The 18,644-nt window shown below is 35.5% G+C and carries 13 protein-coding genes; 2 read left to right on the top strand and 11 right to left on the bottom strand.

Going from position 1 to position 18,644, the window contains the following annotated elements; all coding sequences use genetic code 11:
* Positions 1-9 precede the first annotated feature (9 nt).
* Complete coding sequence (gltX, locus tag ERCIKOCA2762_RS00630) at positions 10-1,428, top strand: glutamate--tRNA ligase (RefSeq protein ID WP_157988304.1); 1,419 nt, start codon at positions 10-12, stop codon at positions 1,426-1,428.
* Positions 1,429-2,119: 691 nt separating this feature from the next.
* Here gltX and pheT read toward each other — a convergent pair.
* From pheT to trmB, 7 genes are all read right to left on the bottom strand, one after another.
* Positions 2,120-4,513 (bottom strand): phenylalanine--tRNA ligase subunit beta, encoded by a 2,394-nt coding sequence (pheT, locus tag ERCIKOCA2762_RS00625; RefSeq protein WP_157988303.1) that lies wholly within the window; start codon positions 4,511-4,513, stop codon positions 2,120-2,122.
* Positions 4,514-4,527: 14 nt separating this feature from the next.
* Complete coding sequence (gene pheS, locus ERCIKOCA2762_RS00620; RefSeq protein ID WP_157988302.1) at positions 4,528-5,511, bottom strand: phenylalanine--tRNA ligase subunit alpha; 984 nt, start codon at positions 5,509-5,511, stop codon at positions 4,528-4,530.
* A 1,440-nt stretch (positions 5,512-6,951) separates the two neighbouring features.
* On the bottom strand, positions 6,952-7,308 hold the full coding sequence (rplT, locus tag ERCIKOCA2762_RS00615; protein WP_157988301.1) for a 50S ribosomal protein L20: 357 nt from the start codon (positions 7,306-7,308) through the stop codon (positions 6,952-6,954).
* Between the two features lie 93 nt (positions 7,309-7,401).
* On the bottom strand, positions 7,402-7,599 hold the full coding sequence (gene rpmI, locus ERCIKOCA2762_RS00610) for a 50S ribosomal protein L35 (RefSeq protein WP_157988300.1): 198 nt from the start codon (positions 7,597-7,599) through the stop codon (positions 7,402-7,404).
* A 104-nt stretch (positions 7,600-7,703) separates the two neighbouring features.
* A complete protein-coding gene (infC, locus tag ERCIKOCA2762_RS00605) occupies positions 7,704-8,252 on the bottom strand; it encodes a translation initiation factor IF-3 (protein WP_157988760.1) in 549 nt (182 codons plus the stop codon).
* A gap of 15 nt (positions 8,253-8,267) precedes the next feature.
* The gene (thrS, locus tag ERCIKOCA2762_RS00600; RefSeq protein ID WP_157988299.1) at positions 8,268-10,187 is read right to left on the bottom strand and encodes a threonine--tRNA ligase; all 1,920 of its coding nucleotides are present in this window, start codon (positions 10,185-10,187) and stop codon (positions 8,268-8,270) included.
* 397 nt (positions 10,188-10,584) lie between these two features.
* Positions 10,585-11,304 (bottom strand): tRNA (guanosine(46)-N7)-methyltransferase TrmB, encoded by a 720-nt coding sequence (gene trmB, locus ERCIKOCA2762_RS00595; protein WP_415017156.1) that lies wholly within the window; start codon positions 11,302-11,304, stop codon positions 10,585-10,587.
* 633 nt (positions 11,305-11,937) lie between these two features.
* On the opposite strand from trmB, the gene ERCIKOCA2762_RS00590 reads away from it, so the two are divergent.
* Positions 11,938-12,654, top strand: a complete 717-nt coding sequence (locus ERCIKOCA2762_RS00590; protein WP_157988297.1) for a TerC family protein — start codon at positions 11,938-11,940, stop codon at positions 12,652-12,654.
* Positions 12,655-13,060: 406 nt separating this feature from the next.
* Here ERCIKOCA2762_RS00590 and rnt read toward each other — a convergent pair whose 3' ends face one another.
* From rnt to mutY, 4 genes are all read right to left on the bottom strand, one after another.
* Positions 13,061-13,711, bottom strand: a complete 651-nt coding sequence (rnt, locus tag ERCIKOCA2762_RS00585) for a ribonuclease T (protein ID WP_157988296.1) — start codon at positions 13,709-13,711, stop codon at positions 13,061-13,063.
* Positions 13,712-15,176: 1,465 nt separating this feature from the next.
* On the bottom strand, positions 15,177-16,256 hold the full coding sequence (gene mltC / locus ERCIKOCA2762_RS00580; protein ID WP_157988295.1) for a membrane-bound lytic murein transglycosylase MltC: 1,080 nt from the start codon (positions 16,254-16,256) through the stop codon (positions 15,177-15,179).
* Between the two features lie 42 nt (positions 16,257-16,298).
* A complete protein-coding gene (locus ERCIKOCA2762_RS00575; RefSeq protein ID WP_157988294.1) occupies positions 16,299-16,574 on the bottom strand; it encodes an oxidative damage protection protein in 276 nt (91 codons plus the stop codon).
* 41 nt (positions 16,575-16,615) lie between these two features.
* On the bottom strand, positions 16,616-17,668 hold the full coding sequence (mutY, locus tag ERCIKOCA2762_RS00570; RefSeq protein ID WP_232043100.1) for an A/G-specific adenine glycosylase: 1,053 nt from the start codon (positions 17,666-17,668) through the stop codon (positions 16,616-16,618).
* Positions 17,669-18,644: the final 976 nt, after the last annotated feature.

The following is an 18,644-nucleotide window of genomic DNA, read 5'->3' as shown; positions in this document are numbered from 1 at the left end:
GTTTTTTAGATGAAAGTTAAAACTCGATTCTCACCCAGCCCTACTGGAAATTTGCATGTTGGTGGTGCTCGTACTGCGTTGTATTCGTGGTTGTTTGCCCGTCGTCACGGCGGTCAGTTTGTACTACGCATTGAAGATACCGATTTACAACGCTCCCATAAAAACATTAGTGATGAAATTATGGATGATATGCGTTGGCTGCACCTTGATTGGGATGAAGGACCATATTATCAAACTAAACGTTTAGAACGATATAACGCGGTCATTCATCAAATGCTGAGAGACAATAGTGCCTATAAATGCTATTGCTCAAAAAAAAGATTGGACGTTGTACGCAAAAAACAGATGGCTACTGGGCAAAAACCACACTATGATGGTCATTGTCGAGAGCGTAATGAAGATAACATAAAAAATACAGCATATGTAGTGCGTTTTCGTAATCCAGATGAAGGTTTCGTAATTTTTGAAGATCAAATACATGGTGTGATTAAGTTTAGCAATAAAGAATTAGATGATTTTATCATTTGTCGTTCTGATGGCCTTCCAACTTATAACTTTTGTGTGGTGATTGATGATTTAGACATGCACATCACTCATGTAATACGTGGAGCCGATCACATTAATAATACCCCGCGTCAAATCAATCTGCTTCAGGCACTCAGAGCTCATATTCCTACTTATGCACATGTATCTATGATTTTTGGTTCTGACGGTAAAAAATTATCTAAGCGACACGGGTCTATTAGAGTCACACAGTATAAAAAAGAAGGTTATTTACCTGAAGCGCTTCTGAACTATTTGCTTCGGCTCGGGTGGTCTCATGGTGATCAAGAAATCTTTAGTATGAATGAAATGCAAACCCTATTCACACTTGAAGCCATCAGTAAATCTCCAAGCACTATGAACCTTAAAAAACTACAATGGCTCAATCAAAAATATATTAATTCTTTACCACCTACATATATTGCTAAGAATCTTCAATGGCATATGGAGCAAGCCAATATTAATATTATAAATGGTCCGTGCCTAGAAGATTTAGTCACATTGTTTGGCAAACGTTGTCATACATTAAAAGAAATAGCAGATACAGCTCGCTTCTTCTACGAAGAGTTTAATGATTATGACTTAGAGGCAGCGAAAAAATATTTTTTTGAAAACTTAGATGTTACGCGTCGATTATTACGAGTGGTCTATACTAATTTAGCATCGATAATCAACTGGACATTACCGGAAGTTCGGGTGGCGATACATAGTAGCGCTAATGATCAATTAGGTGGTATTCGCAGTCTAGCCATGCCTTTGCGCGTTGCTATCACTGGGTCACTACAATCTCCTGCGTTAGATGCAACCATTTACACCGTGGGTCAACAACGCAGTCTGACACGCATCAATAAAGCGCTGTTGTATATTCAACAACACGACTATTAATACGTCAGATATGTTATATTCGAAAAACAAGTCTCCAAGAATCTGGAGTAAAGAGAGTGGTGGTTCTTTAGAGCTCTCTGCTTACTTTCTCAGACATCATCTATGGTGTCAATTGTCTGGCATGTAAGGTTATTACGCCTGAGCTTTTGATCTGTCGTATTTAATTATTAGTGCATAAAAGTTAAGTGCATAATAACTTTAGCTCACTCAAGCTCAGCATAAGAATAAGGATGATTTCAGCTACCACTCTTCTGGTAAACAGAATATACCTCACTGATATAAGACTCTATAAGAGCCAAATACTCAAAATCATCAAGAGTGCATAAAACTTCACAAAAGTGATATTTTGGTAAATAATAAAATTATATGTATTGATATACAATGTGAGTTATGTTCCAATCATGTATGCAAGCATCCTGAATAAGATTTCTAAATTTTTCAACTGTTTAAAATATTTTAAGCAAATGAGAAGTGTTTTTTAGTTTTTACCTATGTGAGGGTTGCTATCAAAGTGCTTTTATAACGAACGGCAAAAATCTAGAAGACTCATACCTTAACTAACCAGTTTACTATTTTCAATAGTATTGTGTCGCATCGCTACAAAAAAGTATTAATGTGTTAGTATATCTTTTTTAAACCAATTGTTTTAAATATACAAAGCGATATGATCGCTTTAATAACGACCACCATATCACCTCCTTAATGAAGCGTTAAATCGATTTTTTAAAACTAATATACATCTATCAATAATAGTAGTAATTTCCTTCTCTTCTAGCGTTTGACTTGTACCTTGCACGGTGACACTAATAGTTAAGCTCTTAAAACCTTCAATAATTTTTCCCCCGCGATATACATCAACGACATTCACATCTATTATATTATGTTTTTCCCCAATATCTTTGCATGCTTTAATAATCTCCCCTGCCGGTATACTCTCATCAACAACCACAGAAATATCTCTATGATTCACTGGAAAACGAGCAATAGGAGTAACACAAGATAAAGTGAAAGCTGATACTTTCTCCCATAATAATTCAAACAAGATCACACGACTTTTATAACCTAACTTACATTCGATAGCTGGATGGATAACTCCAAGACATCCCACATAATCTTTATTAATATACAGTCCCGCACACTGACCAGGATGTAGTGCAGGATTGGCTATCCTAATAAAATCTACGTTTACAAGTTGATTCATCAGATCAAAAAGCGACTCTATATCTCCTTTTAAATCATAGAAATCTACCTCACGTTGTACTTGATCCCAGTGTACATTGTATCTATCACCACTTATGACTCCTGCTAACATTAACTCTTGACGTACACCAAGCGGTGCTTTTTTGTCTGGTATAAAACACAGACCACTTTCAAAAAACCGAATACGTGATTGTTGACGATTTTGATTATAGATAACCGCTCCTAATAAACCACTCCATAATGATAAACGCATCACTGACATTTCTAACGAGATTGGCCGAATAAGCTTTAGGCTTTCTGTTCCTGGGTGCAGCAAAGTTTGGATGGTTGGATTCACAAAACTATAAGTAATGACTTCCTGATAACCTTTATCAATGAGTAATTCCTTAGCACGCTTAAGAGAAAATTTTTTTTCAGAACTCTGAGTTATAAATAAACTCGTTGGTACTAGTACATTAGGAATATTATGATACCCATAAATACGCATAATTTCTTCTACTAAATCCACTTCAATAGAAAGATCAAATCGCCAACTAGGCGTCACTACTTCCCATTGTTTTTTAGATAACCTAGTACTGACATTACATCCCAACCGTTGTAGAATATCGATTACGATATCATCTGGTATCAGACACCCCATGCAACGATGTAAATAGCTACGAGAAAGAAAAATAATGTTTGGTGACGGTAATCGATATTTGTCAGTACAATCGATCAATGCACCAGGCGATCCACCACAAATCAACAATAAGAGACCTGTGGTACGCTCCATAGCTTGATATAATAGCTCTGGATCCACTCCTCTGGCAAAGCGATGAGACACATCTGTATGTAAGCCATAACGGTGAGAACATCCAGCAATATCCAATGGGTGAAAAAACGCAGCACCCAGAAATATATTCTGTGTTTGTGCAGTAATACTAGACTCATGAGCGCTACAAATACCTGCTAGTGCAAGTATTTTTTTCTTATCGGCTATTACTAGCGTATTCTTCTCTAAGATCACTTGCTTATCTATTAAAGAGAGCACCTCACCCTCTTGAGAGTGACGGATAGTAACGTCTCCTGCAATATATTTAAGATCAAATACATCCATAGGTTGACCTAACTCTAATAGGACATAGTGCACAATATCCAGGACTGAATTAACAGCAAAAATTCCAGAACGTCTTAGCCTTTCTTGCATCCATAAGGGAGTAGGAATATGCATATTTACTCCTCTGACTGCACGTCCAAGATAACGCGGACACTCTTGAGGTACGTCAATATGAATACAGACTTGATCTGATATGTTAACTCTAAAAGGTGATATCGCTTTTGCATATAGCGGGATTCCAGTAACTGCAGAGATATCACGCGCTATACCCATGATACTCAGGCAATCTGCCCGATTTGGACTTACACTAATTTCAATTATATTATCGTTTAATTTTAAATGCTGATATAAATCTATACCAATAGTGGTATCACTCGGAAGTTCTATAATGCCTTTTTGGTCAATCTTGATCCCGAGCTCAGAGAATGAACACAAAATGCCTTCTGATCGCTCCCCTTGAATTAGAGTGACCGCAATAACATCATGGTTTGGTAGGGTAGTTCCTACTGTCGCCACAGCGACTTTCATGCCTTGTCGACAATTGGACGCACCGCATATAATGCTAAGAGAACGATCCATGCCTATATTGACAGTAGTTAGATACAATCTATCAGTAAGTGGATGTTTTACACATTGTACAACTTCACCTGTTATGACTCCATGAAAAGGAGGAGAAACTAGTTCAATATGGTTTACTTCAAGACCCGCCATAGCGATAGTATTGCATAAAGCTAAGCTCTCCATATTAGGGTTAACCCATTCCCGCAGCCAGTGTTCACTGAATTTCATTTTTTGACTGGCCCTTAGTTAAACTGTTTAAGAAAACGCAAATCATTTTCAAAGAACAAACGTAAATCACTCACACCGTGACGTAGCATAGTCAGCCGCTCTATTCCTATACCAAATGCAAATCCAGAATAAATATTAGGATCAATACCAGCGGTATACATAACATTAGGATGCACCAGTCCGCAACCTAACACTTCTAACCACTTACCGCTATCACTCATAATATCAACTTCAGCAGAAGGTTCTGTAAACGGAAAATAAGACGGCCGAAAACGTATATCTATATCATCTTCAAAGAAACTTTTCAGAAAATCTAATATGGTACCTTTTAAGTGAGCAAAACTAATGTTCTTATCTACCAAAAGACCTTCCATTTGATGAAACATAGGCGTATGAGTATGATCATAGTCATTACGATAAACGCGACCAGGTGCAATAATACGAATAGGTGGCTTCTGCTTTTTCATCGTTCGAATTTGTGCTACAGAGGTTTGAGTACGTAATAAGCGCTCGTTATCAAACCAAAATGTATCGTGATTATTACGTGCTGGATGATATCGAGGCATATTCAGTGCATCAAAATTATGATAGTTATCTTCAACTTCTGGACCAGTTACGACTACAAAACCAATCCTACAAAACAATGCTTCAATACGTTCTATAGTTCGTATGATGGGATGTATCCCACCATTTTCTCTGCGTCGACCCGGTAGTGAAATATCAATATTTTCTGTTACAAGCCGTGCATTCAGCACCAAGTATTCTAGGTGGTTTTTTCGAATTTTTAGTGCATTTTGAATTTGTTTTTTAGCGTTATTTATTTCGACTCCTACTATAGCCCTTTCTTCTATAGATAACTCATGCAAAGCAGTCATCTGGAACGTTAGATACCCCTTTTTACCTAGGTATGCAACACGTACCTGATCTAATGCGGAAAAATCCTGAGCATTGTTAATAGCAAGTTGTGCGCTGGCTACCAAGTCTGCAAGATACACCATGTTTTCCTCTTTAATTCAGCCCTTGTCAACTCTCTGTAATATGCTACGATTTTCAGATGCCTATTATTTTAAATACGCTATCATTTTAAATATATAATTACCTTCTCCTGCTGATGCAATCATATCTTTTTTCTCATATGACCCCTGTACTTAACGAAGATTAACCCCGAACACTATACGTAAGCTTCTCAATTACTCTAGCAGCGAGAAAATAGAGTACATAGAAATCACATAAGAAATTACATAATATTGTATTATAACGCCTATTGAGCAGAAAAATATAAGAGATAGACTTAATTCTCCGGATATTAGTACCTGAGATATTATATATTGTACCCATGGTCTGGACCATACAAGTCCAACAGACAGATAGCTAGGCTCCAATATAAAATGTTATACTTACTAACTTTCCTAGTAGACCTATGACAAATATAAGAGATTATAGGATCCAATTTATATAACACTATGCGCCAATCCAAATTGATCAAATAAAACAGAGAGATTGCTATAATACAATAGCTCCCTTAAACACCCTTTAAGATCTTTGGATCTCCATAATCACACCCTCCTATCTACTTGTAGTGGCACGCAGATCTATTATGAATGCTCAATGGGTCATAGATTACAGCGTACGTGCATCTTATGCATAATATTATTCTAGCATTCTTCTGCATATCTATTTTAGATTGAGCTATTGTATCTTGCACACCTTCACTCATATCAGATCACTCTATTGTAGTCATGTCACTATATAATAGTGTACTCAATCTCAAACAATCGAAAACGTATTTCAGGAAATATCTTCATATTTATGCCTCAAGGGGTTGTATGTATTAATATTACCAATATTTATTCGCTGTCTATTATCGAGATATTAGATGCCATATATAAACATAAAGGATGACTCATGACATATTGCATACAATCAAGTATCAAAGCATGCAATATCTAAAGAATGCATAATATTGCCACTAATAAGTGGTGCATACAAAAACAATTATATCTTCCTAATAATGAGAGAATAGTCTACATAATATTAACAATCCGCTGTTTCCTTGTTAAATATAACATGATCGATACACATGGATTGACATCTGAAGAACGGTGTAGTAATAATCCTATGTAGAACGAAATCTATTGTGCATTGCTATGCCATACCTCTGACTATCATAGAAAGATTATACATACTAGTGTAAAATACTCTTAAAATTTTGTGTAATACATATTTTCATGACATGAATTAAAAGACGCTTTGCTGATGCATTACTTATCTTACTTAATAATTTTAAAATGGTAAACTTAGGTGCCATATAAATAAGAATCAATGAGTGGTTGTACTATACATTAATGGAGATAACCATATTTCCTATAAGGAAATATAATTTCCTGACACAGTACTATTGAAGACCAGATAAATCATCCTACTAATATTTTTGTGGATTAAGCTAATGCTGATTTTGCCCTAGTTACTAATTCATTAAATGCTACGTTATCATACACAGCAATATCTGATAATACTTTGCGATCTATGCTAATAGCAGCCTGTTTCAGACCATTCATAAAAATACTATATGACATTCCATATCTACGAGCTGCAGCATTAATACGTACAATCCAAATCCGACGGAAATTACGTTTGCGCTGACGACGATCACGATAAGCATATTGCCCAGCCTTTATAACTGCTTGGCATGCAACTCGATACACACGCGAACGAGATCCATAATAACCTTTAGCTTGATTTAAAATTTTCTTATGACGCGCACGAGCAATTACACCACGTTTTACACGAGCCATTTATCTCCCCCTGTATATAGAAAATATGATACTCTTTTTTAAAATCATGATTTCCAAATATAATTATAGAGTAAAGTATGACATTGAAGCTTCTTATGAGTAAGGCAAACAAGCATGTACTAAGCCTATATCACTTTTAGAAACCATATTTTTCGGTCGTAAATGACGTTTACGCTTAGTGGATTTTTTAGTTAAAATATGACGTAAATTAGTTTGTTTATGTTTAAAACCACCAGAGGCGGTTTTTTTGAAGCGCTTTGCGGCGCTACGTATAGTCTTAATCTTAGGCATGTGCGATTTCCACTTTGCATGATGAACCACGGCGGCATTTGATGAAAAACATTTATTCTCTAATATTATTAGAGATATGTGCAAGTTTATCTCTTTCTTGCCTACTATTTCTTTTTAGGCGCAAGAATCATTACCATCTGACGACCTTCAATCTTTGTAGGAAAAGATTCTAAAATAGCGAGATTTCTATCTTCGCATAAATCCTTGCGTACACGATTGATAACCTCCATCCCAAGTTGCTGATGCGCCATTTCACGACCACGGAAACATAGTGTAATTTTAGTTTTATTTCCATCTTCTAAAAAGCGCATCAAATTACGTAACTTAACCTGATAATCGCCATCATCAGTACCGGGACGGAATTTAATTTCTTTAACTTGCATGACTTTTTGTTTTTTCTTTTGTTCCTTATAAGATTTATTCTTTTCATAAAGAAACTTGCCATAGTTCATAATACGACAGACTGGCGGTTCAGCATTTGGGCTAATCTCAACAAGGTCGACGCCGGCCCCTTTCGCTTTTTCTAAAGCTTCATCTAGGCTGACAATACCAATCTGTTCACCTTCTATGTCTGTCAGACGAACTTCAGTAGCACGAATATCTCCATTAATACGATTCGCGCGTACTAGTTGAACTCGTTTTCCACCTTTAATACTATGCTCCTCCAATTAATGCAGGTTCTGACGCCTGCAGATTTCATCCTGTAATTGCATCATCCAATCTTGAGCATTTACACAACCTAAGTTCTTACCGCGCCGTGTACGAACAGATATTGTTCCTGTCGTCATCTCTTTATCACCACAAATCAAAAGATAAGGCACACGACGTAAGGTATATTCACGGATTTTAAATCCGATTTTTTCATTTCGCACGTCTGCTTTGACTCGAATACCTATATTTTTTAAAGTGTGCGCAAATTCTTGAACGTATTTTTCTTGACTCTGTGTAATATTAAGCACCACCACTTGTAGTGGTGCAAGCCAAGTTGGAAAAAATCCCGCATACTCTTCCGTTAAAATTCCAATGAACCGTTCTATAGAACCTAATATCGCACGATGAATCATCACAGGAACTTTACGTTCATTGTTCTCCGCTATATACGAGGCATTTAAACGAGTTGGTAATGCAAAATCTAATTGAATAGTACCACATTGCCATGCCCTGTCCAGGGAGTCATACAATGTAAATTCAATTTTTGGACCATAAAATGCACCATCGCCCGGCTGATATTCAAATAGAATTTTGTTTGCTTTTAGTACAGACACTAAATCAGATTCTGAACGATCCCAGAGATTTACGCTACCGATGAATTTTTCTGGTCTCGTAGATAACTTGACCGTAGTTTTTTTAAAACCAAATGTGTTATACATCTCGTATAACATCTTAATACAACTATTTACCTCGTCGTGTACCTGCTCTGTTGTACAAAAAATATGGGCATCGTCTTGGGTGAACCCACGCACGCGCATCAATCCATGTAGCGCACCGGATAACTCATTACGATGACAACTACCAAACTCAGCCATTCGTAATGGAAGATCTCGATAAGATTTTTGGCTCTGATTGAAAATTTGCACATGCCCAGGACAATTCATTGGTTTTATACAATACTCGCGGTTCTCAGAAAAGGTTGTAAACATTGCATCTTTATAGTTATCCCAGTGACCCGTTTTCCTCCATAATTCTCGATCCATGATCAATGGACCTTTTACTTCTTGATAATCATACTCCTGTAATCGACTACGCACAAATGCTTCTAATTCACGAAAAATACTCCACCCATCATGATGCCAAAAAACCATGCCTGGCGCTTCTTCTTGCATATGATATAAATCAAGCTGTTTAGCAATTTTACGGTGGTCGCGCTTGGCTGCTGCTTGCAATGCTACCAAATAACTCACTAACTGTTTCTTTTCTGCCCATGCAGTACCGTAAATACGCTGTAACATCTTATTCTGACTGTTGCCCCTCCAATATGCACCAGAAATTTTTTGCAATTTAAAATTATTACAAAAACGTATATTTGGCACATGCGGTCCACGACACATATCAATATATTCCTGATGAATGTATACACTTAGGCTCTGCGTTGGTAGAATGTTCTCCTCTAGAATGGCAATTTTGTATGTTTCGTCTCTTGCGGTAAAAATATCATGTGCCTCTTTCCAACTGACATTCTTTTTTATTACCTCATAACCACTTTGCACTAGATTATGCATTCTTTGTTCAAGAAGCGTAATATCCTCCTCCGTAAGTGTATGAGGAATATCAACATCATAATAGAAACCACATTCAACAACTGGACCAATAGCCATTTTAGTATCTGGCCAAATCTGTTTAATAGCATGACCTAACAAGTGAGCACAAGAATGACGAACAATATTAATACCATCTGGGTCTTGTACAGTGATAATACCTACGGTAGCATCTGATGAAATTGTATCAGATATATCAAGCAGCTTATGGTTTACCCTTCCCGCAACACATTTTTTTGCGAGTTCTGGGGCCATGGCCATTACGATATCCATAATGCTAACAGGCTGATCAAATGATCTCTGTCTTCCATTAAAAATGGTTATTACAGGCATGAGACATCCTTACACTACAATCTTTATTTACACACTCACGCGAGCTATAGTATCTATACTTATAGAGCTTCAGCACTATCTTCATGTTCATTTTTAATAATATTGTTCCTGTGTATCATCAGATACAATCTTACTGTATATACAAATGGAGTATGCTGATAAAGGAAATTAAGAGGCTAAAGAAAAATCATACTCCCTGAGCTCCGTGAAATGCACTATAAAAACCAAAAAAGAAAAGAAATACATCTTCCCCGATAAATTACAAAACCAATTCACATCCCACTTGACTTGCATTCAATAAATTGCAAATAAATTTTTTTGATACTACATTATAATTATATATAATAACATGAATTTTTTATGTAAACAAATCCTAAAATATTATGCTATCCAGCGATTACTTCACACGCTGAAACATTAAATCCCATATTCCGTGACCACAGAGTTCTCCTCTTTTTTCAAATTTTGTATATGGTCTCAATTTTGGACGTGATACCCAGGTGTTATCTATGGACTGATTCTGATAACCGTCTATAGCATTCATTACTCTAAGCATGTCATGAGCGTAATCTTTCCAATCCGTTGCCATATGTAACACACCGCCTAACTTAAGCTTTTGTAAAATGAGTTGTACGAAAGGCTTTTGTATCATGCGACGCTTATTATGGCGTTTCTTCGGCCATGGGTCCGGAAAAAAAATTTGTACCGTATCAAGCGAGTCTAAAGGCACCATCAGATCTAAGACTTCTACTGCATCGTGATATGCTATACGGAGATTACTTACTTGAGCTTCCTGTGCTTTTACCAAACACGCTCCGACACCTGGTTTATAAACTTCAATACCAAAAAAATTCCTATGTGAATTCATAGCCGCCATAGTTACTAAAGAAGAACCCATTCCAAAACCAATCTCTAATACAACTGGCGCTGAACAACCAAATAAAAAAGTAAAGTCAATAGGTTTTCTTTGGTATTCAACACCCATTATAGGCCATAATCTTTCCAATGCTTTCTTTTGACTGGGAGTACAACGACCCTGACGAGGCATAAAACTCAAAACGCGACGGATAGAGCAATCTTTTTTATAAAGCTGTTTCTCGATATTATCGATCATAATTATTGTTATCACTATAATATATAATATAGTATTATTACTTCAACTCTCTACTAATACACCAAATATGTTTAAAAATGTAAAAAGCTTTTTATTAACCTTAAGAGCTACAGTAAAAAAGACATCATATGTCACAAGACACCCTAAATATCGCTCCCATTATACTCATGAGACTTGTAGTAAGTATGTCTATACTGCTATAACGACAGAAATACATAAATCTCTCTCAAATAGCTTTCACACTCCCGATCATCTTTAGACCCTACTATAACACTGATTGAGGGTGATGTTAAAACTATAAGATATATTCTTTATCTATTTTAAATCTAGTCAACACTATTGAAGTCTAGTGCTAAAATTTCTTACAATAATAGTTTGTCGTACAAAATTCTTATCATAGATACTTATAACTGCAACGAAATCATAGCGCACAAGGATATACCGTACATTATAAATCGAAGAAAATATTGTACTAGATGATTATGTTGTAATAAGTCATATGTATACTACACCATCCATTTTCTAAAATCACGCTCAGTATGCTTCCAAAGCCTAGAGCTTTTATACGAAGTATAACACACTGTATACAGAAAATGGTGACAATGGAAGAGCTACCCTTTTAAGGAAACATAAAGAATGTATGAATGGATTACCAACCCTGATATGTGGTTATCTCTTGGCACACTAACCATTCTTGAAGTCATTCTTGGCATTGATAATATTATCTTTCTGATGCTAGTAGTGGAAAAGCTACCAAAACAACAGCAACATTCTGCACATTTAATAGGCATGACTGCAGCCATGATAATGCGATTAATCTTACTAGTGTCTATTACAAAAATCATGCATTGCACTGGTCCGCTATTCGTAGTAGAAGGTCATCATTTTTCGATACGAGACATCATACTGCTACTTGGTGGAGTGTTTTTGCTCTTGAGCTCTAGCATTGAGCTGTATACAAACATACAAGGTATTTCATGCTCAAAGAACACTCATGCGTACCCTTTTTGGGGAGCTATCATACAGATTATTTTACTAGATATGGTTTTTAGTCTAGATTCAATTATCACTGCAGTTGGTCTTTCGGCCCATCTAATAATTATGATGACAGCGGTAATCATTGCAGTATTAGTAATGATGCTTTTTTCCAATATAATTAGTAGCTATATCAACCACAATCCATCAATAAAAATATTAGCACTCAGCGCTCTGATTTTAATTGGCATGGCATTAATACTAGAAAGCTTCGATATTATAATTATAAAAAATTATATATATTTTGCGATATTTTTCTCAGGAATCGTAGCAACCTTAGAGGATAAACGTAACAAAAAACTCAGCTTACATAATTAAAAATAATTAAGATGCCGACCATCTTCTGCTATATTATGTTTTGTAGAAATCATTACAAATTCATTAGCATTCGATATGTTATTAACTATAAATCAGCATTTATACTTCCTTTTTAATGCTTAATGAAGTATATATACAATTTTATTTTTATACAGAAATAGCTAGGAGTTAAATAGTGCTAAAGACTTCTAATTTATGAAACATATCTTTTTTGCATTATACCTTAAGTTATTCTATAGATTCTTTCTACAAATAATGAAACAACCTCATCATTACTCTATACTCAATTACTCTATACTCAACCCTATCCGTCTTTTTTATATAAATGTTGCTGCTAGATTACTATTATGCGTGACTAGATGATATGCAATATACGTCAGGATAAAATCAAAATTCTGTATCAAATCTATACATGTACGGCTTGAGTTAATGGCCAACCACCGAGCCGTTTCCAGCGATTCACGAGTTCACAAAATAACTCTGCAGTTTGCATAGTATCATACAATGCTGAATGAGCCTGACTATTATCAAATGATATACCAGCGGTTGTACATGCTTTTGCAAGTACAGTTTGGCCAAGTACGAGCCCGCTTAAAGCTGCAGTATCAAACGTTACAAAAGGATGAAAGGGGTTACGTTTAAGATTTGAACGAGCAATCGCAGCATTCATAAAACTTAAATCAAATGTTGCGTTGTGCGCTACAAGAATAGCTCGATTGCATCCACTTTTATTTAATCCTTGACGAACTAGTGTAAAAATAGCATGTAAAGCTTCTGATTCACAAACTGCACCACGTAGAGGATTTCCTGGATCAATTCCATTAAATGCTAACGCCTCGGGATGTAACGTTAACCCAGGAAAAGGCTTCACATGAAAATGTAAAATAGCATCTTTTCCAAGCCAACCGTGACTATCCATTTTGAGCGTGATCGCCGCAATCTCCAATAACGCATTCGTTTTAGCGTCAAAACCTGCGGTCTCAATATCAATCACAACCGGATAAAAACCACGAAAACGGTTACTGAGGAGTATGTTTGGCTTATTGAAATCATGCATTAATTAGAAATCTCATTTTCGAAAAAAGTGTACATACATAGAAAAATTTCGCATTAAGTATCGAGAACAAAGATACCCTATCTCACTGCATATGCGACGCTATATCACTACGTTTACTAGCTATCTTAATATGGATTTTACCACTGTCTTGTATTCTCACAATGCACTCAAATATTAAAAAATAAGTATGTGATTACATTATATAAAGACACTATAGAACTCTACTCATACTATGGGTATACATATCACAATAATGATATATTATGCGATAATATCTAGTGAAAAAAACCACCTATTACATCATAATGGTTATGAATCCCGCTATTGCATGATATACGCTACTATCGCTTGGTATATTAGAAAATCTTAAATGGTTTCTCATATCTAAAAGATTACAATTTAAAACACCACATACATGGCATAAAATTATTCTGATATAGAAAAGAACATACCAAGTATCATGACATTAAAATTAGCATAAATTCACTATATTACTGACAATTCAAAAAATAAAATATGCACATCCGTCATCACCTCAAAACCTCAAACACTCTTTTTCTTATGAATTACTTCAAAAAAACAAAATATAGTTCTTATTATATTTGATGGTCAACACTATAGTATAGGAATGTTTATGCGATCAGATATATTTGATCACCAACCATTAGATTTTTAGATTTAAAAGGATTTGTCATCGTTTTCTAGATACAGCAGACTCTTTGTTCTATGACTGATATGAATTCTGCTTCATGCTTATAGTTTGATTTTGGTTAAAGCTTACAGCCTATCGGCGAGCGTAGGACTGCAGTCCTATTACAAACAACGTCTCGCACCGATATTAAACAAGAGGATTAATATGATCTACGGTCTTGTACCATACAGAATCTAGATATATTAATAGCGAATTCGAATAGAGTATTTATATAATTCATATATACCTGAGGGAGTCTATAAATTATGTATAATATCGCCGAAAATAATCATATTATATATAATAAAAATTCCCTTCCCTTTAGAGTGAAGGTTTTTCTAAAATATATATACTGCGATTGCCATATTAGTAGTGTATATCTTTCATGCAAGATGCATGTCATGCCAGATGCGCTGATTTTAAATCATTACTCACACGTTCTGCATATAGATTCTTTTTTTGATACCTTCTCTCCACTGAGATCTTTAAATAGAATTTAATTCTTACTAAATATAACATTTCTTGTTCTCCCTTCTAAAATTGAAGATGACATCTTAGGGATGACACGCAGAATATAAGATCATTACACTATAGATAGTGTGTACATTTCCAAGAAATAACTTCTAAAGTTATATTCCGCTTAAGCGGAAAAAATCTTATCAACCTTCTCATCACAATATTTCTTGTGGAAGACTATAAAATAGTCAATTCCTATTACTGCATTCTATAAGAAATAGTGATCATTAATGTGTCAGATTTAAACAACCATGTCGTTTAATAACGATTAAAAGCTTTTTGTGCATGGCGAACTTTGTATAAATATCGACGTGATTCTGGTCTTGGATGTGTATCCATTAGCATCTTATATACTTCTTCAGAAGAGAGACGGTTGATCACAGACACAGCACGATCTTTTTTACTCGAAAACACCCTAAATACACTGCCTGCCCCAGCATGATAAGCAGTAATCACTGCATAGATCCGTGAAACAGGGTTTCTAATATCAGCAAAATAGTTTCTTTGTAATAATGAAAGGTATGCTACTCCAACATCTATATTCTTTTCTGGGTCCAATAAATATCTACGACTTGGTTGACCATGCTTACCCTGCATACGAAATACATCTAATCCAGCTGTATTCTGTACGATCTGCATTAACCCTAAAGCGTTAGAGTGACTAACAGCATACGGATTAAAGCTAGATTCAATTTCCATAATAGCTAGAATTAAAGACTGAGAAATACCATATCGCTCTGAAGCTTTTTTAACAATAGATAAATATTTACGTGCACGTTGATCAAGATGATTAGACACCATAGGAATAGTCACTGACCAAATGACATGCGAACCTGAGTGTCGATAGTTTCGCCGGTGCTGTAGTAAGTAATCCGCATAACGCACAGCATCTGCACGGTGAATAATAAGTTGCCCGGTATTGTTTACAACCTGTCCATATAACAATGGTTCTGGGTAAAGTGCTATCTTCTTTCTATCAGAATTACTGTGCAGATCAGAAGGATCATCGCCGATAACAAGAATATTAACAATAGCCTTCCTTAAGCTAGTTACAGGATTGTTATTATCTATCGTAGATACAGTCACGCGACCAGCTGAAAAGTTGATATGACTGCGAGTATGATACTGATCACTATACTGGATGTAGTCTTGTGGACCTGCAATAAGTACTTCTTTATCTCCCCATAAATTATCGATATTGTAAGCAAACTGCTCCATTAAAATATCAAAAGCGTTCGTGTCTTTAACCAACTCCTCACAAAATGTATCATTTATCTTATGAGAGCAAGACGCTAGTAATGGCCCCACAAGAAATAAAAAAATTAGATTGTTATTCATATTTGGAGATATCTACGATGCACTAGATTCTTTTCGCCAAACCTATGCTTTTTGTTGCGGGCTATACCCTGGGGGCTCAAATTTACGATCTTGAAATAAAAATTTAATCATCTCTTCTTCTATTGATTTTCGGTGTTGCATATCTAGCATATTTAGTTTTCTTTCATTAATAAACATAGTCTGTCTTTCCATCCATTTTTCCCATGCTGCTTGTGAGATCTCATTAAAAAGTCGTTTACCTATTTCACCAGGGTATAATTGATAATCCTGACCTAAGGCAGGGCGTCTTAAAAAGGTACAAAAAACCGTGCGACTCATCGCATCCCCCCTCCATTTTCCATATGCTCTATATTATACATCTAATCTTTTGATGAGCATGTTTGTTTTAATAAACGATCTACGGGTGCAGACACCCCTACCATAGGAGGTTGAAGTAAGTTATACCAACAACCTATGCCATAATGTGTTTTTACACACGATCTTGGTAAAGATATGCGAACAGGGATCATGTTTAAATGAAAATGACTAAAAGTATGTCGGACAATCTCCATAAAATACATATGATTAACATTAAAACCATACTCATCTAATCCGAAACGTAATTCGGCCTCAGTATGATATTGAGGAAAAGAAAATAGACCACCCCATAACCCGGATGGCGGTCTTTTTTCCAACCATACTTCCGGTCCTCGTTGTATTATTAGAAACCAACTAGTGCGGCATGGCATTTTATGTTTAACTTTTTTTTCTGGTAAAAATTTAACAGTTCCATATTTCCTAGCGTAACAACTTATATATAATGGGCACATATGACAACTAGGACTTGCAGACGTACAAATAGAAGACCCTAAATCCATTATAGCTTGATTAAACTCTGCGGTATTATTAACGGGAGTCACTGCTTCGCTAATACACCATAAGCGTTTTTCCACTGCTCTCCTGTCAGATAACCCAAATACACCATAAAAACGAGAAAAAACACGTTTTGCATTAGCATCTAAAATAGGAAAAGGTTTCCCGAATGCTAGTGAGAGAATCGCTCCGGCTGTAGAACGCCCGATGCCAGGCAAATGAAATATTTCGATAAAAGTTTGCGGAAATATACCAGCATGCTCTTCAAATATAATTTTTGCTGCCTTATGTAAATTACGCGCTCGGGCATAGTATCCAAGACCAGACCAAAAGTATAACACCTCATCTAATGATGCTTGTGCTACATTCTCAATATCAGGAAAGTTTGCTCTAAAGCGCATAAAATATGGTATAACAGTGATTACCGCGGTCTGTTGTAACATCACCTCAGACAACCAGACTGTATATGGCGTCTTCTCTGTCTGCCATGGCAAGTTATGACGACCGTCTGTTTTGTACCAACTGAGAACTCGTTGTGAAAAATGTAATGCCTCAATCATTATACCCAAATTTCCTTTACGCAAAAGGTCTATTAGATATTAGATGCAGTGATTAGATCAATAATATTAGCTGCCAAAAAGGATATTGTAATTGTTTTTATTAAACGAATCGTGCTTACCAGTGATATGCTCGATGCTCTATAAAGTATGCTAGTATAAATCCAACAATATTATAACAGTATCTTTTCATAACCCTTCGAGTACTCTGTGTCTCTAATTACATACATCTAACTTACATCTAATATGTATATCCTCTCGTACTTGACCAGCTTTCCTAACAGCGTATCTCAGTACAATTAGACTGCTAGATCTTTAGCAAAGGCTGCCCCTGATATCTTTAAGTAAATCATTAATCTCAACTGCACTACTCTTTTCAATTATCTAAAACAATAAAAATCTTCCCTGTCTTAAAATTTACATATTGTGAATGCACATAAACTCTGATCTTTAAATGCTGTGTATGGTAATTTTCAATTTTAAAAATTCAGTACAACTACATGATTCATCCATGTATACATATAAAGCATTTCTAGTTAAATCAACCTGATTATCAGCATCGCACACTAAGACGAATTTTATTAAATAAATATCATAAATATATATAGTTTGATCAGACAATAAGACTTCATCAAAAAATACGATATAAAAAATAAACGAACTCCCTACTTAATCTTTGCTTTTGTCTATCCTCAATTATCAAATATCACATGAAATATTCATACTATTACTCCACACACTGGGAAAAATATAATATTTAGAAGATTAGTATATGCCTTACATACTTATTTTGTCCACATCAAAAACCTATGACTTTATACTACCATATGATCGCCAATGCCGATATACACAGAATGTTGCTTATGAGATAGTGATGATCAAAAACTCAACTGCTTGCATTACCATCGGATAACTTACCTAAAACATTTAGATTGGAATAAAGATTAACATTTATATAATAAAAATTAGCATGTGTACC

This window comes from Candidatus Erwinia haradaeae (genome assembly GCF_900698935.1).
GTDB classification, from domain to species: domain Bacteria; phylum Pseudomonadota; class Gammaproteobacteria; order Enterobacterales; family Enterobacteriaceae; genus Erwinia_E; species Erwinia_E haradaeae_D.
The sequence above is the reverse complement of the archived record's forward strand: the minus strand, read 5'-3'. Positions and strand labels throughout refer to the sequence as shown.